Annotated in this window: 27 protein-coding genes and 4 pseudogenes; 27 read left to right on the forward strand and 4 right to left on the reverse strand. The window is 53.5% G+C overall.

The window, feature by feature from the left end; all coding sequences use genetic code 11:
* Positions 1-4: 4 nt before the first annotated feature.
* The 7 genes and pseudogenes from coxB to A0V43_RS02610 all read left to right on the forward strand — a co-directional run bounded on the left by coxB (position 5) and on the right by A0V43_RS02610 (position 6080).
* Positions 5-1074, forward strand: a pseudogene (coxB, locus tag A0V43_RS02580) (cytochrome c oxidase subunit II).
* Positions 1075-1096: 22 nt separating this feature from the next.
* Positions 1097-2968 (forward strand): cytochrome c oxidase subunit I, encoded by a 1872-nt coding sequence (ctaD, locus tag A0V43_RS02585; RefSeq protein ID WP_063192314.1) that lies wholly within the window; start codon positions 1097-1099, stop codon positions 2966-2968.
* Complete coding sequence (ctaE, locus tag A0V43_RS02590) at positions 2968-3588, forward strand: cytochrome c oxidase subunit III (RefSeq protein WP_063192315.1); 621 nt, start codon at positions 2968-2970, stop codon at positions 3586-3588. The genes ctaD and ctaE overlap by 1 nt, the downstream gene beginning before the upstream one ends.
* A 4-nt stretch (positions 3589-3592) precedes the next feature.
* Entirely contained in the window at positions 3593-3925 is a 333-nt protein-coding gene (ctaF, locus tag A0V43_RS02595) for a cytochrome c oxidase subunit IVB (protein WP_013145877.1), read from the forward strand.
* Positions 3926-4027: 102 nt separating this feature from the next.
* A complete protein-coding gene (gene ctaG / locus A0V43_RS02600) occupies positions 4028-4930 on the forward strand; it encodes a cytochrome c oxidase assembly factor CtaG (RefSeq protein ID WP_063192316.1) in 903 nt (300 codons plus the stop codon).
* A 49-nt stretch (positions 4931-4979) separates the two neighbouring features.
* Positions 4980-5435 (forward strand): DUF420 domain-containing protein, encoded by a 456-nt coding sequence (locus tag A0V43_RS02605; protein ID WP_011230587.1) that lies wholly within the window; start codon positions 4980-4982, stop codon positions 5433-5435.
* Between the two features lie 339 nt (positions 5436-5774).
* The gene (locus tag A0V43_RS02610) at positions 5775-6080 is read left to right on the forward strand and encodes an Asp23/Gls24 family envelope stress response protein (RefSeq protein ID WP_015374346.1); all 306 of its coding nucleotides are present in this window, start codon (positions 5775-5777) and stop codon (positions 6078-6080) included.
* A gap of 26 nt (positions 6081-6106) precedes the next feature.
* Here A0V43_RS02610 and A0V43_RS02615 read toward each other — a convergent pair whose 3' ends face one another.
* Positions 6107-6466, reverse strand: coding sequence for a YugN family protein (locus tag A0V43_RS02615; RefSeq protein ID WP_015374347.1), 360 nt, complete (start codon positions 6464-6466; stop codon positions 6107-6109).
* A 186-nt stretch (positions 6467-6652) separates the two neighbouring features.
* Between A0V43_RS02615 and A0V43_RS02620 the strand changes: the two are divergent.
* The 6 genes and pseudogenes from A0V43_RS02620 to A0V43_RS02645 all read left to right on the forward strand — a co-directional run bounded on the left by A0V43_RS02620 (position 6653) and on the right by A0V43_RS02645 (position 9650).
* Positions 6653-7658, forward strand: a pseudogene (locus A0V43_RS02620) (CAP domain-containing protein).
* A gap of 80 nt (positions 7659-7738) precedes the next feature.
* Positions 7739-8122, forward strand: a complete 384-nt coding sequence (locus tag A0V43_RS02625; RefSeq protein ID WP_063192317.1) for a YlbD family protein — start codon at positions 7739-7741, stop codon at positions 8120-8122.
* Positions 8123-8134: 12 nt separating this feature from the next.
* Positions 8135-8368, forward strand: coding sequence for a YlbE-like family protein (locus tag A0V43_RS02630; RefSeq protein ID WP_013145870.1), 234 nt, complete (start codon positions 8135-8137; stop codon positions 8366-8368).
* A gap of 40 nt (positions 8369-8408) precedes the next feature.
* Positions 8409-8777 carry a hypothetical protein gene (locus tag A0V43_RS02635; RefSeq protein WP_015374350.1) on the forward strand — a complete coding sequence of 123 codons (369 nt, stop codon included), beginning with the start codon at positions 8409-8411 and terminating at the stop codon, positions 8775-8777.
* A gap of 140 nt (positions 8778-8917) precedes the next feature.
* Positions 8918-9364, forward strand: coding sequence for a YlbF/YmcA family competence regulator (locus A0V43_RS02640; RefSeq protein WP_063193788.1), 447 nt, complete (start codon positions 8918-8920; stop codon positions 9362-9364).
* 16 nt (positions 9365-9380) lie between these two features.
* Entirely contained in the window at positions 9381-9650 is a 270-nt protein-coding gene (locus tag A0V43_RS02645; protein WP_011230596.1) for a YlbG family protein, read from the forward strand.
* 56 nt (positions 9651-9706) lie between these two features.
* Here A0V43_RS02645 and A0V43_RS02650 read toward each other — a convergent pair whose 3' ends face one another.
* Positions 9707-10096 (reverse strand): DUF7147 family protein, encoded by a 390-nt coding sequence (locus A0V43_RS02650; protein WP_063192318.1) that lies wholly within the window; start codon positions 10094-10096, stop codon positions 9707-9709.
* A 395-nt stretch (positions 10097-10491) separates the two neighbouring features.
* Here A0V43_RS02650 and rsmD point away from each other — a divergent pair, with 395 nt between their 5' ends.
* Together rsmD and coaD are read left to right on the forward strand one after the other, a co-directional pair.
* Positions 10492-11088: a 16S rRNA (guanine(966)-N(2))-methyltransferase RsmD gene (gene rsmD / locus A0V43_RS02655; RefSeq protein WP_015731677.1), complete on the forward strand. Its 597-nt coding sequence runs from the start codon at positions 10492-10494 to the stop codon at positions 11086-11088.
* Positions 11054-11548, forward strand: coding sequence for a pantetheine-phosphate adenylyltransferase (gene coaD, locus A0V43_RS02660; RefSeq protein ID WP_011230599.1), 495 nt, complete (start codon positions 11054-11056; stop codon positions 11546-11548). Before rsmD ends, coaD begins: the two co-directional genes overlap by 35 nt.
* Positions 11549-11686: 138 nt before the next feature.
* Here coaD and ylbJ read toward each other — a convergent pair whose 3' ends face one another.
* Entirely contained in the window at positions 11687-12922 is a 1236-nt protein-coding gene (gene ylbJ, locus A0V43_RS02665) for a sporulation integral membrane protein YlbJ (protein WP_063192319.1), read from the reverse strand.
* Between the two features lie 129 nt (positions 12923-13051).
* Between ylbJ and A0V43_RS02670 the strand changes: the two genes are divergently transcribed.
* Together A0V43_RS02670 and A0V43_RS02675 are read left to right on the forward strand one after the other, a co-directional pair.
* Positions 13052-13840 (forward strand): patatin-like phospholipase family protein, encoded by a 789-nt coding sequence (locus A0V43_RS02670; RefSeq protein ID WP_063192320.1) that lies wholly within the window; start codon positions 13052-13054, stop codon positions 13838-13840.
* On the forward strand, positions 13837-14856 hold the full coding sequence (locus A0V43_RS02675) for a SepM family pheromone-processing serine protease (RefSeq protein WP_033005868.1): 1020 nt from the start codon (positions 13837-13839) through the stop codon (positions 14854-14856). The genes A0V43_RS02670 and A0V43_RS02675 overlap by 4 nt, the downstream gene beginning before the upstream one ends.
* On the opposite strand, the gene A0V43_RS02680 is transcribed toward A0V43_RS02675, so the two are convergent.
* Complete coding sequence (locus A0V43_RS02680) at positions 14829-16049, reverse strand: nucleotidyltransferase (protein ID WP_063192321.1); 1221 nt, start codon at positions 16047-16049, stop codon at positions 14829-14831. The genes A0V43_RS02675 and A0V43_RS02680 overlap by 28 nt on opposite strands.
* Positions 16050-16358: 309 nt before the next feature.
* Between A0V43_RS02680 and A0V43_RS02685 the strand changes: the two genes are divergently transcribed.
* The 10 genes and pseudogenes from A0V43_RS02685 to A0V43_RS02730 all read left to right on the forward strand — a co-directional run bounded on the left by A0V43_RS02685 (position 16359) and on the right by A0V43_RS02730 (position 25738).
* Complete coding sequence (locus tag A0V43_RS02685) at positions 16359-16898, forward strand: YceD family protein (RefSeq protein WP_013523329.1); 540 nt, start codon at positions 16359-16361, stop codon at positions 16896-16898.
* A gap of 145 nt (positions 16899-17043) precedes the next feature.
* On the forward strand, positions 17044-17217 hold the full coding sequence (rpmF, locus tag A0V43_RS02690; protein ID WP_011230605.1) for a 50S ribosomal protein L32: 174 nt from the start codon (positions 17044-17046) through the stop codon (positions 17215-17217).
* A gap of 159 nt (positions 17218-17376) precedes the next feature.
* A pseudogene (locus tag A0V43_RS02695) lies at positions 17377-18131 on the forward strand (enoyl-CoA hydratase/isomerase family protein).
* 68 nt (positions 18132-18199) lie between these two features.
* Entirely contained in the window at positions 18200-18778 is a 579-nt protein-coding gene (locus A0V43_RS02700; RefSeq protein WP_063192322.1) for an RsfA family transcriptional regulator, read from the forward strand.
* 69 nt (positions 18779-18847) lie between these two features.
* Entirely contained in the window at positions 18848-19768 is a 921-nt protein-coding gene (locus tag A0V43_RS02705; RefSeq protein WP_063192323.1) for a 2-dehydropantoate 2-reductase, read from the forward strand.
* Positions 19761-20147: a DUF3397 domain-containing protein gene (locus A0V43_RS02710; RefSeq protein WP_063192324.1), complete on the forward strand. Its 387-nt coding sequence runs from the start codon at positions 19761-19763 to the stop codon at positions 20145-20147. The genes A0V43_RS02705 and A0V43_RS02710 overlap by 8 nt, the downstream gene beginning before the upstream one ends.
* An 82-nt stretch (positions 20148-20229) precedes the next feature.
* Entirely contained in the window at positions 20230-21858 is a 1629-nt protein-coding gene (bshC, locus tag A0V43_RS02715; protein WP_063192325.1) for a bacillithiol biosynthesis cysteine-adding enzyme BshC, read from the forward strand.
* Between the two features lie 278 nt (positions 21859-22136).
* Positions 22137-23069, forward strand: coding sequence for a 16S rRNA (cytosine(1402)-N(4))-methyltransferase RsmH (gene rsmH / locus A0V43_RS02720; protein WP_063192326.1), 933 nt, complete (start codon positions 22137-22139; stop codon positions 23067-23069).
* 96 nt (positions 23070-23165) lie between these two features.
* Complete coding sequence (gene ftsL, locus A0V43_RS02725) at positions 23166-23522, forward strand: cell division protein FtsL (protein ID WP_063193789.1); 357 nt, start codon at positions 23166-23168, stop codon at positions 23520-23522.
* Positions 23523-23528: 6 nt separating this feature from the next.
* A pseudogene (locus A0V43_RS02730) lies at positions 23529-25738 on the forward strand (penicillin-binding protein).
* Positions 25739-25795 lie beyond the last annotated feature (57 nt).

Raw genomic sequence — 25795 nt, forward strand, 5'->3', positions numbered from 1 at the left:
GGCTATGAACAAGGGGCTCTGTAACTGGCGCTTATTTTCCCTGTTCGGGATGATGGCGCTGTTGCTCGCCGGCTGCGGCAAGCCGTTTTTATCGACGCTCCAGCCCGCCGGTGAAGTAGCGGACATGCAGTATTCGCTCATGTTGTTGAGCACATCGATCATGGTGCTCGTCATTGTCGTCGTGGCGATCATCTTCGTTTACGTTGTCATCCGCTTCCGGCGGCGCAAGGGGAAGAAAATAAAATCCCGAAGCAAGTGGAAGGAAACCATAAACTAGAAATTATCTGGACTGTCATTCCGATCATCCTCTTGCTCATTTTGGCTGTGCCGACGATATTGACCACGTTCAAACTGTCGGATGTCAAGGCGATGAACGACAAAAAACGCGATAAGGATACAGTTGTCGTCAATGTTCGCGCCAACCAATACTGGTGGGAGTTTGAATATCCGGATTACGGCATTATCACGAGCCAAGACTTGGTCGTGCCGACGAATGAAAAAGTGTATTTCAACTTGATTGCGTCGGATGTCAAACATTCATTCTGGATTCCGGCGGTCGGCGGCAAAATGGATACGAACACCGACAACAAAAACCAATTTTGGCTTGTTTTTGATCAAAAAGCGACCGATAAGGCCGGCGGCGTCTTTTACGGCAAATGTGCGGAGCTTTGCGGTCCGTCCCATGCGCTGATGGACTTTAAAGTTCGGCCGTTGCCGCGCGACCAATTTGACGCTTGGGTGAAAAAGATGCAAAATGCGAAAAAACCGGTTGTCACCGATCCGGTCGCCAAAGAAGGGGAAGCGATTTTCAATAAAAGCTGTATTGGCTGCCATGCGGTGACGCCTGTGGACAAGCGTCCGGTGCAAGCGCGCACGGCGCCGAACTTGGCGAACTTTGGCGATCGCGAACGAATCGCCGGTATTTTGGAGCATAACGAAGAAAATCTGAAAAAATGGCTGAGAGACCCGAACAGCGTGAAGCCTGGAAATAAAATGGCGGGTACATATGGCCACTTGACGGAAGAGCAAATTGACGCATTGACGAAATATTTGATGAGCTTAAAAGTGGAATAAAGCATGAGAAGGAGGTTTCACCGTGAGTACGATCGCGCGCAAAAAGGGTGTTGGCGCCGTTTTGTGGGATTATTTGACAACGGTCGACCATAAAAAAATCGCCCATCTGTACTTGATTGCCGGCGGGTTTTTCTTCCTGCTCGGCGGTCTCGAGGCGTTGTTCATCCGCATTCAGCTCGCCAAGCCGAACAACGATTTCCTTGTCGGCGGGTTGTATAACGAAGTGTTGACGATGCATGGGACGACGATGATTTTCTTGGCTGCCATGCCGCTTATTTTCGCCTTTATGAACGCAGTTGTGCCGCTGCAGATCGGCGCGCGCGACGTCGCGTTCCCGTTTTTGAACGCTCTTGGATTCTGGATGTTTTTCTTCGGAGGTCTGTTTTTGAACTGTTCATGGTTTTTAGGCGGCGCGCCGGACGCTGGTTGGACGTCGTATGCGTCGCTGTCGCTTGACTCGAAAGCGCATCATGGCATCGATTTTTATACGCTCGGGCTGCAAATTTCCGGCTTCGGAACGATCATGGGGGCCATTAACTTTCTGGTGACGATCATCAACATGCGCGCTCCGGGCATGACGTTTATGCGCATGCCGATGTTCACGTGGGCGACGTTTGTGACGTCGGCGCTCATCTTGTTTGCGTTTCCGCCGCTGACGGTCGGCTTAATTTTTATGATGATGGACCGGTTGTTTGGCGGCAACTTCTTTAACCCTGCTGCCGGCGGCAATACGATCATCTGGGAGCATTTGTTCTGGATTTTCGGACATCCTGAAGTGTATATTCTCATTTTGCCTTGTTTCGGGATTTTCTCGGAAATTTTTGCAACGTTTTCACGCAAGCGATTATTTGGTTATTCCTCAATGGTGTTTGCAACGGTTTTGATTGCATTTTTTGGATTCATGGTATGGGCGCATCATATGTTCACGGTCGGGATGGGGCCGATTGCGAACGCCATCTTTGCCGTTGCGACGATGGCGATTGCGGTTCCAACAGGAATCAAGATTTTCAACTGGTTGTTTACGATGTGGGGTGGAAGCATCAAGTTTACGACACCGATGCATTATGCCGTCGCCTTCATCCCGTCGTTCGTCATGGGCGGGGTGACCGGGGTCATGCTGTCAGCGGCGGCCGCAGACTACCAATACCATGACAGCTATTTCGTTGTCGCGCACTTCCATTACGTCATTGTCGGCGGGGTTGTGTTCGCTCTGCTTGCCGGCACGCATTACTGGTGGCCGAAAATGTTTGGCCGCATGTTGAACGAAACGCTTGGCAAAATAACATTTTGGTTGTTCTTTATCGGTTTCCATTTAACGTTCTTTATCCAACATTTCCTTGGTTTAACAGGAATGCCGCGCCGCGTCTTCACATACTTGCCGAACCAAGGATGGGAGACAGGGAACTTCGTCAGTACGGTCGGTGCGTTCTTTATGGCGGCTGCCACGATTATTTTACTTATTAACATTGTGGTAACGACAGCAAAAGGCGAAAAAGTGCCGGGTGATGCATGGGGCGACGGCCGCACGCTCGAATGGGCGATCGCTTCGCCGCCGCCGGTGTACAACTTTGCACAAACACCGCTTGTCCGCGGTTTGGATGCTTTCTGGCTCGAAAAAATGGAAGGCAAAAAAGAATTGACGCCAGCTGAACCGCTTGGCGATATCCATATGCCGAATTCGTCGTTTTTGCCGTTTGTCATTGCGTTCGGCCTGTTTGTTGCCGCCTTCGGCTTTACGTATCATAACGATGCTGGATGGGGCTTGCCGGTTGGCATTGTTGGCCTGCTCATTACGCTCGGTTCGATGTTCTTGCGCTCGGTGATCGATGATCACGGCTTCCATATCCATAAAGAAGAAGTGCTTGAGCTTGAGAAGAAGGAGGCGAACGCCTGATGCATGCAGAGGAAAAATTGACGGCCGAGACGTTTCCGGCCGCGCCGGAACGCGCCACCCTTGAAGGGAAAAATAAGTTTCTCGGTTTCTGGCTGTTTTTAGGCGGAGAGACGGTGCTGTTCGCCTCTCTCTTCGCCACCTATTTGGCGCTGAAAGATAAAACGAACGGCGGCCCTTCGGCGGAAGAACTGTTCCAAATGCCGGTTGTGTTCATGGCAACGATGCTGTTGCTAACCAGCAGCTTGACGAGCGTGTATGCCATTTACCATATGAAAAACTTTGACTTTAAAAAAATGCAGCTCTGGTTTGGCATTACCGTTTTGCTTGGCGCCGGCTTTCTGGGCTTGGAAATTTACGAGTTCAATGAATATGTGCATGAAGGCCATAAGTTTACGACCAGCGCTTTCGCTTCTTCGTTCTACACGCTCGTCGGCACGCACGGAAGCCACGTCGCGTTCGGGTTGCTTTGGATTTTGACGCTCATGATTCGCAACGCTAAGCGTGGGTTGAATTTATACAACGCTCCGAAATTTTATGTCGCAAGCCTGTATTGGCACTTCATCGACGTCGTCTGGGTGTTCATTTTTACCGTTGTATATTTGATGGGAATGGTGGGGTGAACGTATGGCGAATCAAACGAATTCAGGAAATGAACGCGTCGATTTGGCGTATCGCCGGCGGAAAAATGCGGAAGAGATGCGCCATCAAATGATTGCATTCGTTTTGATGATTTTGTTGACGCTCATTGCCTTCGCCGCCGTTGGTTACGAAGAGTTTTCCCATTGGTTTGTCGTTCCGTTTATTTTGCTTTTAGCCGCCGTGCAGGTCGCATTCCAGCTTTATTATTTCATGCATATGAGCCATAAAGGTCACGAATTCCCGGCGATGTTTATTTACGGCGGTGTGGCGGTTATGCTTCTACTTGTTTGGGCGTTTACAACAGTCATTTGGTGGTAAGAAAAGGGGGAATCGGTTTTGCGCCGGTTTCCCCTTTTTTCAATAGCCCTGGCGCGGCGTCGTGTAGTATAATGGGAAAGGACAAATCAGGAGGGGATTCGTATGTTTCAATCGCTGCAAATGTTTGGCCCCGTCGCCCTTTGGAGTCCGTTTTTTTTGCTTGTGTTAGCGGCGGTTGCATTGCTGTACATGGGGATCACCGGGCCATGGCGGCAGCGTTTCGGCCTCGGTGATGGCGTTTCGGGGAAGCAGAAAGCATATTTTTTGACCGGGATGGCGCTTCTTTATATATGCAAAGGGTCTCCGTTGGATTTGATGGGCCATTTGACGTTTACCGCCCATATGGTGCAAATGGCAGTGCTGTATTTGATCGTGCCGCAATGCTTTATTTTAGGCATTCCGGCGCCGCTTTATGAGCGAGTGTTCCGCGTTGCAGCGGTGCGCCGCGTGTTTCGGCTGTTGACAAAGCCGATTGTGGCGCTATTGCTGTTTAACGGTTTGTTTTCGCTTTATCACGTTCCATTCATTTTTGACGCTGTGAAAATGAATATGTGGCTGCATGCCTTTGTTACCTCGGTCATTTTCGTTGCTGCGTTTTGCATGTGGTGGCCGCTTGTTAATAAACTTCCTGAGTGGCAAACATTGTCCGGCTTAAAAAAAATGGGTTACATTTTCGCTGACGGCATGCTGTTGACCCCGGCTTGCGCGCTCATCATTTTTACCGATACGCCGCTTTATGCGACGTATACGGACCCGAAAGCATGGATGGCTGCGCTGGCTTTATGCGTTCCTCAAGGGACGCTGGCTTCGCTTGATTTGACCGGGCCGCAAATGTTTTTATCGATGTCGCCGCTCCATGATCAGCAGCTCGGCGGAGTGTTGATGAAAATCATCCAGGAAATCGTGTACGGGACGATGCTGTTCTTCATCTTCACCGAATGGTATCGGAAGGAGCGGGAGAAAGAGCCAAGCATGGATATGGAGCTGCGGCCGACCAAACTGTAAAGCGCGGTTGGCCGCTAAACGATGAACAAAGAAGAAAGGGAGAGAAGCGATGGCCGTTTTACCGACAATCAGCACGAGCTGCATCGTGATCAGCGCTTTGCTTGTTGCTTATGGGTGGTATTTGATCAGCCGCAGGCGGATCGAAGCGCATAAAAAGGTGATGCTGACGGCAGCGGTGTTTGCTTTGCTGTTTTTCACCATTTACATGTCGCGGACGTTGTTTATCGGCAATACGAGCTTTGGCGGGCCGGAGAACGTCAAAGTGTACTATACGCTGTTTCTTATTTTCCATATTGTGCTGGCGACAGTTGGCGCCGTATTTGGCCTTGTCACCATTTGGACGGGATTGAAAGACAAGAGGGCCCGCCATCGTCGGCTTGGGCCGATCACCAGCATCATTTGGTTTGGCAGCGCCTCAACCGGGGTCGTCGTCTACTGGTTGCTTTACGTCCTCTATCCAGGGGGCCAAACGACGTCGCTCATCAAGGCGGTGCTCGGTTTTTAACCGGCGGGCAAGGAGCAAGGGCAGGGATGGCTGCATAACATATATTATAGATGCAACCAAAACGTTTAACATATCTTGGATAGAAAAGCCACTTATCGATGTTTCGACTGTCGAGGGCAAGCCGCAGGCTTGCCCCGTCACGCCAAGGCGTGACGGACGACCGAACAAACCCCCGCTTCTCAGACCTATACATGGGGCTGAAAGCGGTGTTGTTCGGTCACTCGGCAGTCGGATGCAATGACCGGTAAAAACGAAAAATGTTAAAGCTTTAAATTGCATCTATTATAGAATACAACGTGCCTGTATAGACGTGATTTTGTGCAGCGGGAGGAGAAGGCGGTGAACACGTTTCGCTATCGGAAACGGAGCGCCGTAGAGGCGACGCTGTTGACCATTGTCATGATGTGTGTGCGCGGCCAGACGGAGGTCGCGCTTGACGATTGTGAGGTGTTCATCACCGTTGCTCAAGGCGAGCGGTGCCGCGTCACGGTCAAGATGTCCATTCGATATGGGGCGCCGGTGATGGAAGTTTGCCGCCAGCTGCAACAGCATATTGCCGAGGAGATCGCCGCGATGACGCCATATGTCGCCGAGGCGGTCGACATTGTTGTCAAACGGCTTGTCATGCCGGAAAAAAACGCATGAGAACCGTGCTCTCATGCGTTTTTTGATTATTCTTTGATTTTTTCAAGCTCGCTTTTGACCTGCGCCAACACGTTTTGGCATTGGCTGACAAGAGAGGACGGAAAATGTTCATCATCGCCGTATTCGACGCCGTGTGGATAGTAATGTTTCCCTAAAATCGGCGTGAGCAGCTTAATGAGTGCATAGCGCGAATCGACATCTCCCTCAATGGCGTATCCTTGAACGCGCAAATAGTAGGTGCCTTCTTTGACGACGTATTTCCGGTCGTATGTGACCCGTTCATAATCCCATTGCGCTGCGCGGACAAAACCGTGGCGCTCCATAATGTCATCAAGGTGGGACAGTTCGACCGTCTGATTTTCCAGTCCAGTATTTTCAAACTTCATCTTTCTTCCTCCTAACAACACAATATGTAAAAGCGCCAAACAGGAAATCATCCCTCATTTATAATAGTACGAAAACGGTTTGCTTTTCAACGAATTGTTTGCCTTTTTGGGTGTCCTCTTTTTTTTGCCTCTAAAAAACGGCTATAATGGCAATAAGGAGATTGCGCAGAAAGCGGGAGTTGCCGTGTGAAATGGTTTTTCCTTTTTTTGTTTTTCTTGATTGGATTGTATTATTTTGTGCCGAGTCCGCCGCCCCGAGCCCCCGGAGCAGCCAGAGACGAATCGATACATGTTGAAAGAGCCGAAGGCGACGGCCGGCATCGTTGCGTTGATCGGGCAATCGGCGCAAGAGGCGAAAAAACGGCTTGGCGCTCCAGACCGAATCGACCCGTCAGCTTACGGATATGACTGGTGGGTGTACAGCCGTCGACCCGAGTCGTACGTGCAGATTGGCATCTTGCGCGGTCGCGTCGTCACCGCCCTTGTCGGCGGAGAGAAGGTGAACGTTGAACCGTTTGCGGTCGGCCAGCGGTTGCAGACGATTTTTCAAACGATGCCGGTGCTATCGAACATTGAGATTAAGCTAGGCAGCGGGACATACCGGTTTGAGCTGTCTGAACAAGATTACTCATCAAGGCCGGTTGTCAAAGTTGGCAGCGTCTACGCTCAGCTGTATGTTGACCGCTTTACCGGCGAGGTGGCGGCGATCCGCCTGATGGATGCAGAAACGTTCGTCAAGTTGCGGCCGTACGAGCTCGTTTACCGCGGCAGCCTGCCGGCGGCCGCGCCGCTGTCGGAAGAAAAGCGACAGGCTGTTGATGCGGCCAACGCGAAGCAAATTTTTGACTGGACGAATTTGATCCGCCGTCGCCATGGGCTTTCCTCTCTCATGTGGGATGACAAGGCCGCTGCCGCCGCGGAAAAACATAGCCGAGATATGCATGATCACCGGTTTTTCTCCCACGAGTCGCCGCAGTATGGCGATTTATCGAAGCGGCTTGGCGCGCTTCACATTCCGTTCCAGCTTGCCGGGGAAAATATCGCCGCCCATCAAGTCGATGGCGTTGAGGCGACCATCGGATGGCTGAACAGCCAAAACCATCGGAACATGATGTTGAACGAAGAGTTCACCCGCTTGGGCGTTGGCGTCTACGCCGATTACTATACGCAAAACTTCTTTACGCCGCTCTAAAAATTGGGCGCACCTCTCTGTGTTGGATGCGATATGATATGGCAGATAGGCATGAGTGGACGAAAGGGATGAGAACCGCCATGGTCAAGCCTCTGCATCCTTCCGTTGAACAGTTTAAACAGTTTGTGAAAAAACATCCAAAAATCATCCAAGAGGTGCGCAGTGGCAAAAAGACGTGGAAACAAGTGTATGAGGATTGGTATTTGTTCGGGGAAGACGATGACATATGGGAGCCGTATCGGGAAACAAACGGTGCGGCAAAAGAGGAGGAAAAAGGAACGAACAAATGGCTCGATAAGCTCGCGGCTATGCTTGAACAGATCGATGCAGCCGATGTGCAAAAACATTTGGCGAACGTCCAGCAGGCGATCGCGGCGATCCAAAGCATTCTTTCCGAATTTCAAGGGGCCGGTCAAGAACAAAGAAACAAAGAAGCGCATCCGTTTTCGTTCCGCAAAGATTAAAGGGTGGTGGCGATGAGGAAAGATGTATGGCAATATGTGCAAGGAACACCGATGTTGCGCGCGTTTTTGCGCGAACAGCCGCGCTGGTACCGGCTCCTTGCCCGCCGTCCGCATGAACTGTCGACGTTCCAATTGGCCGCCTTGCGCCACTATGAGCTGACGATCCCTGACAAAGTGGAAAAAATCTCCCAATCGTTGCAAATGGCGTCGCTTATGTGGCAAATGTTTAAAGCCATGCGCGACTAATCGGGCGGCCAATGGCAAAGACTAGTTTCGAAAGGGAGTGATGTCTTTGCCAAAGTGGTTCGCATGGTTTGCGGCTGTCATATTGCTTGCGGCGTATGCCTTCTTTGAGCCGGCGCCGTCGTCCTCCGCTCACGCCGAAGCAGTGGGCGGTCCGCTTCAGGTGAAGCATGAAGTGAAAGGAAGTGACGTATTCATTGAATGTGTTGCCGTCCACTTTCCGTTCCGCAAAGGGAGCGGCGGCGGACACATTAATGTCTATGTCAACGGGCAAAAAATGACGGAAGTATACACGGCCGCCTTTATTGTGCGCGGTTTGCCGAGCGGGAAACATACCATCCGTCTTGAGCTCGTCTACAATGATGGGAAAGCAACCGGCATGACGCACGAATTTGATGTCGCCATCCGATAGAGATGACGACGATCGTTTAAAAGGCGGACAGAGGCGATTCGGCACAGTCTGGATCGCCTTTTTTGTTTGCTTCTTTGCTATCTCTTTCCTTTTCATTTTCTTTTCGTTCATGGTATGATGAATAATGGAGGTGCCATTTGGTGAAGATTGCGACTCTCGAGCGCATCGAGATTTTAGATAAAGCAGAAGCGTTGGCCAAAATGATTGTCGAGTCGGACGTGGCGGACGAATACCGCCGCGCCTTTTGGCGGCTGAAGCAAGACCGCCGCGCCCAGCAGCTGATCGCTCGCTTTGTCAAGCTGAAGGAGCGCTACGAAGAAGTGCAGCGCTTCGGAAAATACCATCCTGATTACCGCGACGTGATGAAAGAAGTGCGCGAAGCGAAGCGGGAGCTCGATTTGCATGAGACGGTCGCCGCCTTTAAGGAGGCGGAGAAGGGGATGCAAGAGTTGCTTGATGAGATCAGCGTGCTGATCGGCAAAGCGGTGTCCGAACATGTGAAAGTGCCGACCGGAAATCCGTACTTTTTGTCGGCGGGCTGTTCCGGTGGCTGCGGGGCGGGCGGAAGCTGCGGCTGCCGCACATAAAAAAGGGGAAGGGACTATGTTTCCAAAACGGCAAGGGATTATCGTTTGGCTTCATTCGCTGAAATATGGGAAACAGTTGCGCAAGTTCGGCAACATTCATTACATTTCCAAACGGCTGAAGTATGCTGTTCTGTATTGTGATATGGAGCAAGTCGACCATGTCATGAAAAAGCTCGCCTCGCTTCCGTTCGTCAAGCGGGTCGAGCCGTCGTACCGCCCATTTTTAAAACTGGAATTTGAATCGAAAGGGGAGAAGGAAAAAGACTCCCCGTATCCGCTTGGATAAAGGAAAACAGCGGGTCGAAAAGCCGGTGCCGGCTTTTCGGCCCGTTGTTTCTTTGTTTACTGCAGCGGCAGGATGAAGCGATTCATCCGCATAATGCCGATCAAATGTTGGTAATATAAATCGAGTTCAGCGAACATCGTCGATGGCTTAACATCAAGGTGAATGACGTCCATGCCCAGCTCCTTTGCGGTTTCCATAAATAGTTCGTACCGTTTGTTTGGCTTGACGGACGGATCGGGAATGCCTTCACGGCAAATGTAAAGTGGTTGGAAATCGCCGGGGTCCGTCGGATGAAGGACAACGGCCAAGGAGACGACCGCCTGGCCTTTTTTCACCGTATGGAAGACAAAGAATCCGGACAAACGATGGCGGTTGGCCTTCGCCAATGCAATCAGCTCATATATATCCGAATATCCTTCGCCAAGTTCGATAAATCGTTGGATCATGAATCGTTCCCCCTTGCAAGCATCGTCCACCCTTAACTTTACCGGCCATCCTCGCGAATTGCAATCAAAAAAAACCTTGCGGAAATGAACCCGCAAGGCCCTTTCCAGTTCCTTGCCTCCGCGCAGGGCGGAACAAGGATCGGAAAGAATAAAGAAAAGGGAGAGGAGAAACCGGAGGAAGAACTTATGGGGAAACGTAAGTCTTCTCCGTCACTGGCAACAACGCACGAAGCGTGTTGCCATTACTCATTATGGACCGTTTGCCGATTTCTATACATGAATGGCGAAAAAATTCCGTAGTTTGACGATCATCAACTTTATGGTAAGATTACCATGAAAACAACGAATCAAATGGATGACAAAGCCACCTTGAAACGGTGAATTGGGTGAAGATGATGAGAGTCATTTCCGGGACATGCAAAGGACGGCGTCTGCAAGCGGTTCCAGGGATGTCGACGCGGCCGACGACCGATAAAGTCAAAGAAGCGATATTTAATATGATCGGGCCATATTTCTCAGGCGGCAACGGTCTTGATTTGTTTGCTGGCAGCGGCGGCTTGGGCATCGAGGCGCTCAGTCGAGGAATCGAGCGCGTCATTTTCGTCGATCATGACAGGAAAGCGGTGCAGACGGTCCGAAAAAACGTGGCGGCCTGCGGGCTTGAGAAGCGGGCGGAAATTTACTGCAACGACGCCGAGCGGGCGCTGAAGGCGGTAGCGAAGCGCGGCCTCCGCTTTGCGGTTATTTTCCTTGATCCGCCGTACAAAGAGAAACAGTGGCCGACGTTGCTGTCGTCGATCGCCGAGCGTCAGTTGCTGGAGCCGCGCGGTGTCGTCGTCGCTGAACACTCGGCGGAGGCGGAGCTGCCGGAGGAGGTCGGCGGCCTGACACGATGGAAGCGGGAAACATACGGTATCACCGGTGTGACGATTTATAGATGGGAAGGGGATGGAAGCGATGGCGAGCATTGCGGTTTGCCCCGGGAGCTTTGACCCTGTGACGTACGGGCATTTGGATATTATTAAACGAGGGGCGAAAGTGTTTGATCAAGTGTATGTGGCGGTGTTGAACAACTCGTCGAAAAAGCCGCTGTTTACTGTCGAGGAGCGGATCGAGCTGCTTCGTGAGGTGACGCGGACGCTTCCGAACGTCCATGTCGAAGCGTTTCACGGCCTGCTTGTTGATTACGCCCGCAGCAAAAAAGCGAATGCCATTTTGCGCGGCTTGCGCGCTGTGTCCGATTTCGAATACGAAATGCAAATTACGTCGATGAACCGCGTTCTTGATGAAAACATTGAAACGTTTTTTATGATGACGAACAGCCAGTATGCGTTTTTAAGCTCGAGCATCGTCAAAGAAGTGGCGAAATACAACGGCGATATTTCCGAGCTCGTGCCCCCGGTTGTTGAGCAGGCGCTGAAGCGGAAATTTGCGTCCACGGCCGCTGATTGACGCTTCCTTATGAAGCCGCTTAAGCGAACGTTGCAGTCGGCGCCGGCCCGGTTTTGCCGTCAAGGGCGGCTCACGGCCGAGACGACGCGAACCGCCCCGATGGCTTTTTGCTGCCAAAAAGCTGGGCGCTCAAGCGTCTTATGAGCGCCCGCGCGATTCACTGGCCGCCTTGATGACGAGCCATATATAAAGGCAAAGGAACAACAGTGTCAGGAGCGGCCCGTATTGCTGCAGCAACCGCCAGCCTTCATTCCAAGCGCCGTCTTTGGCGGCGTGAAGAAACGCTGGGATGTTAGTCGGCATCCCACCGGCTGTTTTGATGTACAACGGTTTCCAAAGCAAGTATGTAAAGGAAGCGGCAAACACTCCATGCAGCAAGCGCGCGATGAAAAACGGCTGAAAGCGGATGCTCGCTTCGGCGAGAATGCTGGCGACTTGCGCTTGGACGGAAAAACCGCCGAAAGCGAGGACGAAGCTTGTTGCCACTGCTTTTTCCATCAGCATCGCCTCATCGGTCTGACTGATCATTTGGCTGCCGAGTGTAATTTCAAACAAGCCGGAAAACACTGGGATGTCAAGCTGCTCCGGCAGCTGGGCAAGGCGGAGCAGATGGCGCAGCAATGGGGCAAGCTGTTCGGTCAAATGCATCATATACAGAAGTTTATTCATAACCGAAAAGAGAATAATAAAACCGCCGATCATTAACAGTGTTTGGACAGAAGAGCGCACGGCGTCGCCAAGAAGTTTGCCAAGCGGCTGTTCGTTTTTCAGTCGCGTGCGGTGCAGTGTGCGCAGCGCATACGGGAGCGAAAATGAGCGTGGTTGCCGCTTCGATTGCCTCTGTTCTTTTCGGATGCCGTGAAAGCGCATGATCAGCCCAACGCTAATGTTTCCTAAATAGTGGGAAACGGCCAGCACAAGGCCGAGTTGCGGGTTGTTGAAAAATCCCGCTGATACAGCTCCAAAAATAAAAAGTGGGTTGGATGAATTGGTGAACGACGAGAGCCGTTCGGCTTCAATCGTCGTCAGCTGTTTTTCCTGGTACAGGCGGGCGGTCAGCTTGGCTCCAGACGGGTAGCCGGACGCCATTCCCATGGCCCAGGCGAATCCGCCGACGCCCGGGACGCGAAACAACGGGCGCATGAGCGGCTCGAGCAAGACGCCAAGGAAGCTGACGACGCCGAAGCTGATGAGCAGCTCCGAGACGATGAAAAACGGCAAAAGCGATGGAAAGACGACCTCCCACCACATATTTAAACCGCGAATGGACGCTTCAAGCGACTGTTTTGGATAGCAAATGAGCGAAAACGCAAACAAGGTGGCGGCGGAAGCGAGCAATACGGTTTTCCATTTCGCCCCCCAATTTTGTTTCACTTTTCTCCCCCCTTTTTTGCCGTGCGGTTTCTTGTAGTACAACCTCATATAACCTAATATACGAGCATAGGGGGGTGTTTTAGACCATAAGATGAAAGCGGATAGCGCTGCGACAAAGGGGGAGGAGGCGTGCCGCCAAAAGTCGGATTGGCGCTCGGGTCGGGAGGAGCGCGCGGGTTCGCCCATCTTGGGGTATTGAAAGTGCTTGAGGAGGAGCATATTCGGATTTCCTATTTGGCCGGCAGCAGCATCGGCGCGCTCGTCGCCGTCCTTTACGCAAGCGGCCATAGCCTCCATCGTCTCTATCGGTTGGCTCAATCGTTTCGACGCAACGATTTTCTTGACTGGACGGTGCCGAAAATGGGGCTGATCGCTGGCGAGCGCATCACGCAGTTTCTTCGCTTGTTGACGAAAGGGAAACGAATCGAGGAGATGTCCCCGCCTGTGGCTGTTGTCGCCGCTGATTTGCAGACAGGGGAGAAAGTCGTGTTTCGGCAAGGGGAAGCAGCCCAGGCGGTGCGGGCGAGCATCTCGATTCCCGGCATTTTTGTGCCGGCGGAGGTGAATGGCAGACTGCTTGTCGACGGCGGCGTCGTCGACCGGGTGCCAGTGTCGGTCGTCCGAACGATGGGAGCGGATATTGTCATCGCCGTCGATGTCTCTCCGCTCAACACAAAGGCGGAAATTGCGTCGATCGCCGATGTCATTTGGCAGAGCCTCGATATTTTGCAAGCGGAACTGGTCGCTCACCGTCAGCTCGCCTCAGACGTTATGATCCGGCCGCGAGTCGAACAGTATAGCTCGCGGGCGTTCACAGATATTGAGGAAATCATCGCTCGCGGGGAAGAGGAAGCGCGGAAGCAAGTGGGAGCGATCCGTCAAGCGATCGAACAGTGGAAGGAGTCATCACACGAATGAAGAAACGGACGTATATTGCCCTGTTTTTCTTTGGCGCCGCCCTCATCTTTCTGCTCATTTTTATGAAGCTGCCGTATTATGTGACGATGCCGGGAAGCGCGCAAAGTTTGGAGCCGCTCGTTCACGTGGAAAACGGCGACCGCGATAAGGGAACGTTGATGCTTACGACGGTGCGGATGGGGCGGGCGAATGTGATGGCGTATTTGTTGGCCCATATCCGCCCGTTTTATGAGCTTCATCCGGTCGAGGAAATCAAGCAGGAAGGGGAGAGCGACAAGGAATATACGATGCGCCAGCTTGAGCTCATGGAACAGTCGAAGGAAGCGGCGATCATCGTCGCTTATCGTCACGCCGGAAAGCCGGTGTCGTATGAACCTCATGGCGTTTATGTCATGAGCGTCCTCCCGGATATGCCGGCCGCCGGCCGTCTAAAGACCGGTGATCGCATCGTCGCGATCGACGGAAAGCCGCTCGGCACATCGGAGCAGATGGTCAACTACATTCGCGGAAAACAAGCGGGTGATCGCGTCCGCGTCGCATTCATTCGCGGCCGGAAGCGGCAGGAAACAGAGCTCGAGCTCAAGCCGTTTCGACAGCACCCGAACCAAGTCGGCCTTGGGGTGACACTCATGACCGATTATGACGTCCGCACCGACCCGCCGGTTGACGTGGAGTCGGAACAAATCGGCGGACCGTCGGCTGGGCTCATGTTTTCACTTGAAATTTACAACCAACTTGTCGATGAAGATATTACAAAAGGTCATAAAATCGCCGGCACCGGGACGATTGATCTTGACGGAAACGTCGGGCCGATCGGCGGTGTTTCGCAAAAAGTCGTGGCCGCTGACCGCGAAGGAGCCGAGGTGTTTTTCGCCCCGAACGAACATGGTGCGCCGACGTCGAACTATCGCGAGGCGGTACGGACGGCGAAAAAAATCGGGACGCATATGAAAATCGTCCCGGTCGATACGTTCGACGAGGCAGTTCGTTATTTGCGTTCGATGCCGGAAGCGTAAATCGGCGCCGTGGCGTATTCTTCTTTCAGCGCGGCGCTGTAGAGCGGCTCCGGAAAAGCGGCGGCGTACACAGCTGCCGCTCTTTTTTCTTGCTCATAAAGAGGGTCGCCATTGAGTTTGGATGCTCTGGCGACGAGCGGGAGCGCAGCGCTTTTTTTCACCTGCTTTAAGTAGCGGCGGCCGGTTTCACTCATGCCGAGCAGCCGGATATAGGTCGGGTTGGCCGCTTTGGCTTGCTCCTCTTTTGTGAAATTCGTCAACACATGCGCGCATAGGCGTTGCAGCCTTGTCCAGGTGTATCGCTTCGTTTTGACAGCGGCGATGAAGGCGGCAAACGTTTCGGCGTGGGCGATGTGTTGCTTCAGCCGGTGTTCGATCCCTTCCTCCACGCCGGCGATGCGGCGCAAGTCGGCCTCTGTGGCGGTCAACAGCCGATATTTTAGGAGCGGAAAATACACTTCCCAATCGTGAAAGCGCCCGTATGTCTCCCGGTATTGGCGGAGTTGTTCGAGCGCAGCGGGCGGAACGTACGCCGCGATCGACTCGAGACGACCGGTTTGTCGCAATGTTTTCCGCAGGCTGGTGGCGCTCGCAATCGACGGGTGGGAAAATGATTCGTCATGATAGCCGGCGGCCAGCCGCGGAATCGTGCGCGGCATCATCGCCAGCTTGTTTTGCCAAATGGCTTTCACATACGCGAAACCAAGCACGTTGTTTGGCTTGGACAAATCAAGCGGAGCGGCGCCGAACGTTTGCCACGCTTCAGCGGCGGCTTTCGGAAAGCTTTGTCCGCGCGAAAGCCCGGTGCGGATGAGGGAATCGAACGTTTCCTTCTGTTCAAGCCATGTTTTGGCCGCGGATAAAAAAGCGGAAATTTCCCCCGATTCGCTGCCAAAGCAAAGCTCTTGGCAGCCGATCGACGCAAGCAGCTGCACCGCCCCATGTGCGAACTGTTCAGCCGCTTGCACAGCGAAGGCGTATGGCAGCTCGATGACCACATCTACGCCGGCGGCGAGCGCCATTTTGGCCCGCGCCCATTTGGAGACGATGGCCGGCTCACCGCGCTGCAAGAAGTTTCCGCTCATAACGGCGATCAAACAGTCCGCATCTGTCTTTTGCCTCGTTTCGTTCAAATGGTGGAAATGACCGTTGTGAAACGGGTTGTATTCCACGATCACGCCGACGGCTTTCACCTTTTTTCGCTCCTTTCATGGCGATTCGCGCGGCTTGGCCGCAACGAAATGGCTGTCTATTCTATCTGAACTTAGTATGGAATAGAAAGCGGCGAAGATCAACGGCAACATGCGGTGAGGACAGCAAAAGAAACGAAGCGGTCGACCGTTTTCCGATGTCCGCGCGCCGACCGTGCATGTTCGGAATGGCATTTGGACATGATGGGAGTATGCCGTTCTTTTCCCAAGGAATGAGTGGTTGTAAAGAAAAAACATTGACAAAACTAGAAACGAAACGTATAATTTTATTCGTTGCCTTGAGGTGATGATATGAAATGGACGGTCCAACAGCTTCGCCGTTTTCAACATAAGGAAATGGCGATTGATGAGACGGTCGATGTGTCCGATTTAAAACAAATTGACACGTTGATCCGCGATATTTCGCCGGTGCACGTCCAAGGAAAAGCGGATGTCGGGTCGACGAAATTCACGTTTCATTTGACGTTGTCTGGAACGATGGTGTTGCCTTGTTCGCGGACGCTTGTCGATGTGGCGTATCCGTTTTCCATTCAGACGACGGAGACGTTTTTTGCGGATGGCAGCGGCATCGTGGAGACCGATGAGGACACCCATATGGTGGCGGGGGACACGATTGATTTGAATCCCATCATCCGCGAGTTGATTTTGCTTGAAATCCCGTTGCAGCTGATCGCCGAAGGACCGGTTGCCGGCGGAGCTCCGCAACATGGGGAAGGATGGGACGTTCTGTCGGAAGAAGAATGGGAGAAAGCGATGCAAGAGCGGGAAAAGAAAGTAGATCCTCGCCTTGCAGGGCTGGCCAAGTTTTTCGAGGAAAAACGAGAGGAATGATCGTGAGTCGGCGTTGCCGGCCGATGGCGCCGAATATTGCGCACCGTCCGGCAGCCGCCTTGTGTGCCGGCGGACGGCGGCCTCGAGGTTGACTGATCCGCCGGCATGGATATGCCAAAATGCGCCCGACAAGGAGGTGGGAATGATGGCAGTACCTTTTAGAAGAACATCGAAAACGAGAAAACGGCTGCGCCGCACGCACTTTAAACTGCAAGTGCCAGGCATGGTGCAATGCCCGAACTGCGGCGAATGGAAATTGGCGCACCGCGTCTGCAAAGCATGCGGAACATACAAAGGAAGAGATGTCGTCAACAAATAATGGCCGACATCGAACGACAGGCTGTCCGAAAAGAGGACAGCCTTTTTGATTGTCTGCAAAAAATCAGTTGTTCGTCCAGGCGGCAGTTTTTTTCGGCGTGAGGCAGGAAATTGAAGAGAACGCGCCCAATTCATTGATGAAGAAAGGAGAGACGTGCTGATGGAAGCCATGTTGGAGCATCATGACGGCATTGCGCTGTTTACGATTTGCCGTCCAGAGAAACGGAATGCGATCAATTTTGCCGTGATGGGGGCGCTTGAGGAGGCGATGGAACAGGCGGCGGCTGATCCACAGGTGAAAGTGTTCGCCATTACCGGCGCCGGCAGCGAGGCGTTTTGCTCCGGCGGCGATTTAAGTGAGTTTGGGCATTTGCGCGGCACGGAGGCAAGACAGATGCTCATGCGCATGGGAGAGCTGCTGTACAGGCTGCTGACGTTTCCGAAGCCGACGGCCGCCCTTGTCAACGGAACAGCGATGGGGGCGGCTGCGAGCTGGCGACCGCTTGCGATTTTCGCTTTGCCAAAGAAGGAAGCCGGATCGGATTTGTGCAAGGCCGGCTTGGCATTACGACCGGCTGGGGAGGAGCGTCGATGTTGTTTGCCAAACTTCCGTACGGGCGGGCGCTTGATGTATTGCTGCGCGCCGAGCCGATGACGGCGGAGGCGATGGAAGCGTGCGGTTGGGTTGACGCCATCCTACCAGCCGAACATTGGCGCGAACAATGGCGTGAACGGCTGGCGCCTTATGCGGAGCGGTCGCTTTCCGTCTTGCAGGCATATAAGGCCGCAGCCGGCGAAAAATGGCGAACAGCTTGGTTTCGAGAGCAGTTCTTCGCCGAGATCGCCCGTTGCGCCGAGCTGTGGGGGTCGGCCGAACATGAACAGGCATTGCGTACTTTTTTGTGTAAGAAGTAATTTTTTCCTTCTACCGTTTCTACTAGCCGCATACATATAATGACAAAGCGGCGATAAGGGGGAAGGGGATGACGGGAGTGCGTCAAGACGCATGGACGAAAGAAGAGGATGAGTTGTTGGCGAATGTCGTGCTTCAGTATATTCGCGAAGGCGGCACCCAGCTGGAGGCGTTTGCCGAAGTCGGGCGGCGCTTGTCGCGGACGGCGGCAGCGTGCGGATTTCGCTGGAATTCGTGCGTTCGCAAGCAGTACAAGGAGGAGATCGAGCAAGCCAAGCAAGAACGGAAGATGCGAAAAAAAGAAACCCCATCGGCAAAGGAAAGCGAGGGGCAGGCGAAGGTGGAAACGGCAGTCAAAAGCCATTTGTCATGGGCGGAAGTGCTGGCCTTTTTGCAAGCTGAGGAGCAAAAGGCGCGCGACGCCCGACGGACGGCCGATGAAAACCGGGCGCTCAAAAACGATATGGAGCAGCTGCAGCAAATGGTAACGAAGTTGCAAATGGAAAAAGAATCGCTGCAAAAACAACTAGCTGCGATCCAGGAGGAGTATAAAACGCTGCTTTCCATTATGGAGCGGGCGCGCAAAATGGTGACAGACAGCGGGAAACCGGCGCCGAATGCAGTGGCTGAAGGCGTCGACGAAGGGTAAAGGCTGGCTTTTCGCCGGCTTTTTTTCTTAACGGAAGAAGAAGATCTCTGCTAAAATAAGGCTAACGCCATGTTGCAAGAAAGCGGGGGAGAAGGATTGAACATTGGGATTGTCGGCGGCGGAGCAATCGGATTGCTGCTCGCCGCTTATCTTGGGCGGCGCCATGGGGTGACGGTCTATACGAGGCGTCCGTCCCAAGCAAGGCAGCTTGCCGAGCATGGTGTGGCGCTGAAAAAAGATGGCGAGACATCGGTCGTGGCGGTGCGCGCGCAGCCGTTTGCTGGAGCGGAGCTGGACGAGCCGCTCGTGTTTGTGACCGTCAAACAGTACGATCTCGCTTCCGTCTGTGCGCAAATCGACGCGTTTCGCCGCGTTCGCACGCTCGTTTTTTTGCAAAACGGCATGGGGCATCTCGAGCAGTTGACGATGTTTGCCGACAAAAATGTCCTCGTCGGCGTCGTGGAGCATGGTGCCATAAAGCTGGATGACCGGACGGTGGCGCATACGGGCGCCGGAAAGCTGACACTTGCTTCCCGCTATGGTTCATTTGGCGACGCCTGGGAGCTTCGGGAAGGGGAGCGCGGCTTTCCGATCGAATGGGCCGATGATTGGGAGCGCATTCTTGTGGACAAGCTTGTCGTCAACGCAGTCATCAATCCGCTCACCGCTCTATTGCAAGTGAAAAACGGGGCGCTGCTAGAAACGGCTCCGTACCGCGATATGATGAGGCAGCTGTTTGATGAGGTGCGGAACGTGCTGCCGCTTGAAGACGCCGATCGGGCGTGGGAGCGCGTCGTCCGCATATGCCAAAAAACAGCGGACAACTATTCGTCGATGTATATGGACTTGGCGAACGGGCGCCGGACGGAGATTGACGCCATTTTGGGCTATGTGTTGAAACAAGGGGAGGCGCGCGGCGCTATGTTGCCGGTCGTCCGCTTTGTCTTTTGCGCGGTGAAAGGGAAGGAAGGGGGAGAGACGGATGGGTGATTGGCTCGCTTCGACGCTGGCGACGTTTGTGACCGCGCCGCTTCTGCTGTTTTTGCTCGTCTACTTCGGAGCACGCTTGGTCGGCAGGCGGAGGCGGGCAGCGTTTTACGCCGCGGTCAACGCTGCGACTGCTTTTTTCATCGCCGCTGTCTATTTTTTGCTGACAGTGCTGTTTGGGAAATCGTACTTCGTTCCTCTTCTTCTCTTTTTGTTTGGTCTGCACGCGGCGATCGCGCTTGGCTATTGGCGGAAAATGGCGGACTTTCGTTTGCGGACGGTGTTCCGTGTCTTTTGGCGGGCGAGTTTTCTTATTTTTGCCTCCCTTTACGCCGGGCTGCTTGTATACGGAATGGCCATGCGCGTTGCGATGAGCCTTTAGTGTGGCCGAGCAAGCTTTTTTTCTCTTGGCCATAAACGTGCTATACTCATGAAAGAATACATAAGAAAGGGAGTTTTTCGCCATGGAAGTTCGCGAAATTCCGTTGCCAGCAGCGACGAAATTGGCGGCTGATTACATAACCGGCGCGTTTCCAGCAGAGAGCGGCTTCGCTTATGCCCAGGCGGACGATGAAGCGTTTTGTCGGCGGTTGGCCTATTTGCAAGGAAGAACCTATGACCGAGAAGGGCTTGCCGACTATTTGCGCGCTTATCACCGGCGCTTCTCGGCGAGTGTGGCTACGATGGCAAATATTGAGAAACTGCGCAACGAGCGAAGCGTCGTCATTGTCGGCGGGCAGCAAGCCGGGCTGTTGACTGGGCCGCTGTATACGATTTATAAGATCATCACCATCATCCAGCTTGCCAAAGAGCAGGAACGAAAATTGGGCGTCCCGGTCGTGCCGCTGTTTTGGATCGCCGGCGAAGATCATGACATCGCGGAAATCGATCATGTCTATGTCGTTGAGGAAGGAGAAGTAAAAAAAGCAGCGTACCCACACAAAACGAACGAAAAACGGATGGCTGCCGATGTGCTGCTGGACCGGATGGCTGCGAAAGAGTGGATCGAGCGCGTCGTCAAAACGTATGGGGAAACGGACGTGACGAATGAGCTGCTCTTCTTTTTGTCATCGTGTCTTGACGAGGCGCGCACGTTTGTCGACTTTTTTGCCGCCATTGTGCTCCGGTTGTTCGCTGATCACGGTTTAGTTGTTTTGAACGCTGGCGATGCGGCGGTGCGGCCGCTTGAGCGCCGCTTTTTCGCCGCGCTCATTGAACGCCATCGCGATGTGACGGCCGTGGTGCTCGCTCAGCAAGAGGCGTTGCGCGCGCTCGGATATGCGCCGCTGATTGAAATCGGTCGTGACGCGGCCAACTTGTTTTATTACGACGGCCGTGAACGTTCGCTTTTGCAGTATGATGAGGAACGCGGCCTGTTTCACAATAAAGCGGGAACTCTCGTTTGGACAAGAGAAGAGCTGCTTGAGCTTGCCGAAACGAATCCGGCCCGTTTAAGCAACAATGTCGTCACCCGTCCGCTCATGCAAGAGCATTTGCTGCCGACGCTCGCTTTCGTTGCCGGACCGGGGGAGATCGCTTATTGGGCGGAATTGAAAGAGGCGTTTCCGCTTTTCGACCTAGAAATGCCTCCGGTCGTGCCGCGTCTGCAGGCGACAATCGTCAGCCGTTCGCTGCAAACCGACCTGTCCGATATCGGCCTTGAGGTGGCTGATGTATTGTCCGGGCGGCTCGATGAAGCAAAGCGGGAGTGGCGGGAGGCGACCGCTCAAGCGCCGCTTGCTTCGGTGTTTGCCAAAGCGAAGGCGGACATTGACGCGGCGCACCGGCCGCTCCGTGAGCTTGGGGTGGCGATTGACCGCGGATTGGAGGGATTGGTGGCGAAAAATGCCGCCATCATTCAGGCGCAAATCGAGTTTCTTCAGCACGCGCTCGAGCGGGCGCTGTTGCGCAAACATGAGGCGGAGCGGCGGAAATTTTGGCGCATCGAGACGTCGCTTCGGCCGAACGGTGCGCTCCAGGAGCGGGTTTGGAACGTGTTTTATTACATCAACCGCTACGGATTTGATTTTGTAGAAAAACTTTTGGCCATTCGCAGTCCTGGCAATGGAATGCATAAAATTGTATATATGTGAGGCTTTTTCAAAGAAAAAGTCGAAAAGAAACATCCTGCTTTGAGCAGGATTTTCTTTTTTGTGAAATGAATTGTAAAAAAACAATATTCACGAAATGGAAATAAAAGTAAAGGGGTGAAGCCGCCAGGATGGCCGTGATTGGTCCGTCCGACAAAAAGAAACAAAAAAGGACGTTTTTTTACAAAAAAAGCTAAAATTTTGTCCATCTTTGCGATATAATAAGGAGGCGGCCACTGGCCGATGTGAGTGTGGCTTTATGCAACGAAGGTGGTGGACATGTGTTTCAACATACAACCGTGTTGCTGAAAGAGGCAGTCGATGGGCTGAACATCCGCCCTGACGGCATTTACGTCGATTGTACGCTGGGCGGCGGCGGCCATAGCGAGTATTTGCTCTCCCGTTTGTCGGCACGTGGGAAGCTGTTTGCCTTTGACCAAGACGAAGCCGCCATCATGCATGCGCGTGAACGACTCGCCCGCTACGGCCGGCAAGTGCAGTTTGTGCACCGGAACTTCCGGTTTTTGCAAGAGGAGCTTTCGGCGCTTGGCGTCAAGTCCGTCGATGGCGTCTTGTTTGATTTGGGTGTTTCTTCGCCGCAGCTCGACGAACCCGAGCGCGGCTTCAGCTATCAGCACGATGCGCCGCTTGATATGCGGATGGACCGCAAGCAGCGGCTGACGGCGGCGGAGATTGTCAACCGCTGGCCATACGAGGAGCTCGTCCGCATCTTTTTCCGTTACGGCGAAGAGAAGTTTTCGAAGCAAGTGGCGCGCAAAATCGAGGAAGTGCGCCGCACGAGGCCGATTAAAACGACGGGGGAGCTCGTTGAGGTGATTAAGGAAGCGATTCCCGCTCCGGCGCGCCGCAGCGGCGGACACCCGGCCAAACGCATTTTTCAGGCGCTTCGCATCGCGGTCAACGACGAACTTGAGGCGTTTCGCGAGGCGCTCGAGCAGGCGATCGAACTGCTCGCCCCCGGCGGCCGGGTGAGCGTCATTACGTTTCATTCGCTTGAAGACCACATTTGCAAAGAAACGTTTAAAAAGGCGAGCGAAAGCCCGCCATTGCCCCCGGGGCTTCCGGTTCTCCCCGACGACTACCGCCCCGTGCTGAAAATCATTACAAAAAAACCGATCGTTCCTTCCGAGGAAGAGCTCGAACGAAACCGTCGCGCCCGTTCGGCCAAACTCCGCATTGCCGAAAAGCTGTAGATGACGAAAATAGCGGGGAAACACAACCAAATTTCAATGCGGGCGCCGCCCAGTGCGGCGAAAAACGAATGCATGGAGAAACAGGAGGGGAAAAATGTGAACGATGCAGCAGTCAAAGTCGCGCGCGAACAACGACATCCGGCGTCACCGCCAAGCCCGAAGACGCGGCGGAAGCAGCGCTTTCGCCTGTCGCTGGCTGAAAAGATGCTGTTTGTGTTGTTTTGCTTGTTTGTTTTCTATGCGGCGGTTCATATCGTCTCGAACCAAGTGCGCATTTACGAATTGAACAAAGGGGTGCAAAAGCTCGAGGCGTCGATTGACGAACAGAAAAAGAAGAACAATGACCTATATGTCGAGGTGCAACGGCTGAGCGCGTACGAGCGCATTTTGCAAAAGGCAAAAGAGCTCGGTTTGTCGCTCAACGAAAACCATGTGAAAGTTGTGCAGGAATGATCGGCGATGGAGGCAAGAAAGCATCGCAACACCCATCAAGGAGCGTTCATCCTGTTTTGCCTGTTCGGCTTCCTCTTTTCTCTGTTGTTCGCCCGCTTTGTGCAGCTTGAATGGACCGGCAAAGCGGACGGCCAAACGCTGGCTGTGATCGCGGAGCGGCAGCATCAACAAACGCGGACGATCAAGGCGAAGCGCGGAACGATTTTCGACCGCAACGGCGCCGTTTTGGCTGAAGATGTGCCGTCGTATACGGTTGTGGCCGTTTTGGATCCGAAGATGACAACCGATCCGGATCATCCGCACCATGTGGTCGATCCGAAAAAAACAGCGGAACAACTCGCCCCGTTGCTTGGCATGGACGTCGAGGCGATGGAGCGCATTTTGACCAAAAAAGCGAAGCAAGTCGAGTTTGGGTCCTACGGCCGCAACATCAGTTTTGAGCTGAAACGGAAAATCGAAGCGCTCCATTTGCCAGGCATCGCTTTCATCCGCGACACGAGCCGGTTTTATCCGAACGGCGTGTTTGCGTCGCACGTCATCGGCTACGCGCAAAAAAATGAAGCTAACGAAACGGTCGGCAAAATGGGCGTGGAAAAAGAACTTGACCGGTATTTGCGTGAAAAAGACGGCTATGTGTCGTTTGCCGGCGACGCAAACGGCTTCCGCCTCCCCGGGGGGAAGAGCGCATTGTCAAGCCGGACAATGGGGCAAACGTCTATTTGACGATCGACGGAAAGATCCAATCGTTTTTGGAAGATGCGATGAGCAGTGTCGAGAAGCAATACAAGCCGAAAAAAATGATCGCCATCGTCGCTGATCCAAAAACAGGGAAAATTTTGGCAATGGCGACGCGTCCGAGCTTCGACCCAAACAAGCGTGATATTACGAACTTTTTAAATGACGCCATTTCCTATCCGTATGAGCCGGGATCGACGATGAAAGTGTTCACGCTCGCGGCGGCCATCAACGAAGGAGTGTATAACGGCAACGAAACGTATCGCTCCGGTTCCTACAAAGTGGGGCCGAACACGATCCGCGACCATAACGATGTCGGCTGGGGGACGATCACGTTTAATGAAGGGGTGCAGCGCTCTTCAAACGTCGCCTTTTCGATTTTAGTGAAAGAAAAGCTTGGTGAAGATCGGTTTTTGCAATATTTGCACCGTTTCCATTTTGACCGGAAAACGGGCATCGATTTGCCGAACGAAGCGGTCGGGCAAATCCGCTATCGCTACCCGATTGAACGAATTACGACCGGATTCGGCCAAGGGACATCGGTGACGCCAATCCAGCAAATCCAAGCGGCGACGGCGATCGCCAACGATGGGAAAATGATGAAGCCGTATGTCATCGAGAAAGTCGTCGACCCAGACAGCGGCAAAGTCGTGCTCGATCATGGGCCGACCGTGGTCGGCGAGCCGATTACGGCGGAAACCGCGCGCAAAGTGCGCGCCATTTTAGAGACGGTCGTCACGTCCGAGCACGGCACCGGCCGTCCGTACCAAATCAACGGCTACCGCGTCGCCGGCAAAACGGGGACGGCGCAAATTCCGTCGGCTTCCGGGGGCTATTTGACCGGACGGGAAAACTACATTTTTTCGTTTTTAGGCATGGCGCCGACGGATGATCCGAAGCTTCTCATGTATGTCGCGGTCCAACAGCCGCACCTCGATGTGACCGAAACCGGAGCGGCGCCGGTGTCGCAAATTTTTACGACGGTGATGAAAAGCAGTTTGCAATATTTGCATATTGAACCGAACGGGGAAAAACGAATGAAAGCAAAGACTGCAAAACCGCAGGCGCTTGATTCATGGATCGGCCAGCCGGCGGCTTCGGCAGCCAAGCAGCTGAAGGACAAGGGATATGTGCCGGTCGTGATCGGCCGCGGCAAATATGTTGAGCAGCAGCTTCCGCAAGGCGGCGATCACGTTCTTTTGGGCGAACGGGTCGTGTTAAAAACGGACGGGGCGGCAACGATGCCGGATTTGCGCGGCTTCTCGCTGCGCGACGCTATGAAAGTGGCTCATATACTCGGCTTGCGGCCGAGCACGAAAGGGACCGGCTATGTCGTCAGCCAAAACATTCGTCCGGGAGCGGAGGTGCGCAAAGGCGATTATTTAATTGTTGAATTGGCTCCACCGCGCCAATGGGAGAAAGCGGCGGCGGAGAAGGAGAAAGAGGCGGCTTTACGGAAAGAAGCCGAGCCGCACGAATGATTTTTGCCGTTCTATAACGGGGCGTACAAGCATATAGTGGAACGAGCCCACCATGAA

It is taken from the genome of Geobacillus sp. JS12 (assembly GCF_001592395.1).
In the GTDB taxonomy this organism is placed as follows: Bacteria; Bacillota; Bacilli; order Bacillales; family Anoxybacillaceae; genus Geobacillus; species Geobacillus zalihae.

What these genes read in the sequence shown, in the direction of transcription:
- ctaE (WP_063192315.1), top strand. Translation starts at nt 2,968, where the DNA reads ATGCATGCAGAGGAAAAATTGACGGCCGAGACGTTTCCGGCCGCGCCG.
- ctaF (WP_013145877.1), top strand. Translation starts at nt 3,593, where the DNA reads ATGGCGAATCAAACGAATTCAGGAAATGAACGCGTCGATTTGGCGTAT.
- ctaG (WP_063192316.1), top strand. Translation starts at nt 4,028, where the DNA reads ATGTTTCAATCGCTGCAAATGTTTGGCCCCGTCGCCCTTTGGAGTCCG.
- A0V43_RS02605 (WP_011230587.1), top strand. Translation starts at nt 4,980, where the DNA reads ATGGCCGTTTTACCGACAATCAGCACGAGCTGCATCGTGATCAGCGCT.
- A0V43_RS02615 (WP_015374347.1), bottom strand. Translation starts at nt 6,466, where the DNA reads ATGAAGTTTGAAAATACTGGACTGGAAAATCAGACGGTCGAACTGTCC.
- A0V43_RS02625 (WP_063192317.1), top strand. Translation starts at nt 7,739, where the DNA reads ATGGTCAAGCCTCTGCATCCTTCCGTTGAACAGTTTAAACAGTTTGTG.
- A0V43_RS02630 (WP_013145870.1), top strand. Translation starts at nt 8,135, where the DNA reads ATGAGGAAAGATGTATGGCAATATGTGCAAGGAACACCGATGTTGCGC.
- A0V43_RS02635 (WP_015374350.1), top strand. Translation starts at nt 8,409, where the DNA reads ATGTCTTTGCCAAAGTGGTTCGCATGGTTTGCGGCTGTCATATTGCTT.
- A0V43_RS02645 (WP_011230596.1), top strand. Translation starts at nt 9,381, where the DNA reads ATGTTTCCAAAACGGCAAGGGATTATCGTTTGGCTTCATTCGCTGAAA.
- A0V43_RS02650 (WP_063192318.1), bottom strand. Translation starts at nt 10,096, where the DNA reads ATGATCCAACGATTTATCGAACTTGGCGAAGGATATTCGGATATATAT.
- rsmD (WP_015731677.1), top strand. Translation starts at nt 10,492, where the DNA reads ATGAGAGTCATTTCCGGGACATGCAAAGGACGGCGTCTGCAAGCGGTT.
- coaD (WP_011230599.1), top strand. Translation starts at nt 11,054, where the DNA reads ATGGCGAGCATTGCGGTTTGCCCCGGGAGCTTTGACCCTGTGACGTAC.
- A0V43_RS02675 (WP_033005868.1), top strand. Translation starts at nt 13,837, where the DNA reads ATGAAGAAACGGACGTATATTGCCCTGTTTTTCTTTGGCGCCGCCCTC.
- A0V43_RS02685 (WP_013523329.1), top strand. Translation starts at nt 16,359, where the DNA reads ATGAAATGGACGGTCCAACAGCTTCGCCGTTTTCAACATAAGGAAATG.
- rpmF (WP_011230605.1), top strand. Translation starts at nt 17,044, where the DNA reads ATGGCAGTACCTTTTAGAAGAACATCGAAAACGAGAAAACGGCTGCGC.
- A0V43_RS02700 (WP_063192322.1), top strand. Translation starts at nt 18,200, where the DNA reads ATGACGGGAGTGCGTCAAGACGCATGGACGAAAGAAGAGGATGAGTTG.
- A0V43_RS02705 (WP_063192323.1), top strand. Translation starts at nt 18,848, where the DNA reads ATGTTGCAAGAAAGCGGGGGAGAAGGATTGAACATTGGGATTGTCGGC.
- A0V43_RS02710 (WP_063192324.1), top strand. Translation starts at nt 19,761, where the DNA reads ATGGGTGATTGGCTCGCTTCGACGCTGGCGACGTTTGTGACCGCGCCG.
- bshC (WP_063192325.1), top strand. Translation starts at nt 20,230, where the DNA reads ATGGAAGTTCGCGAAATTCCGTTGCCAGCAGCGACGAAATTGGCGGCT.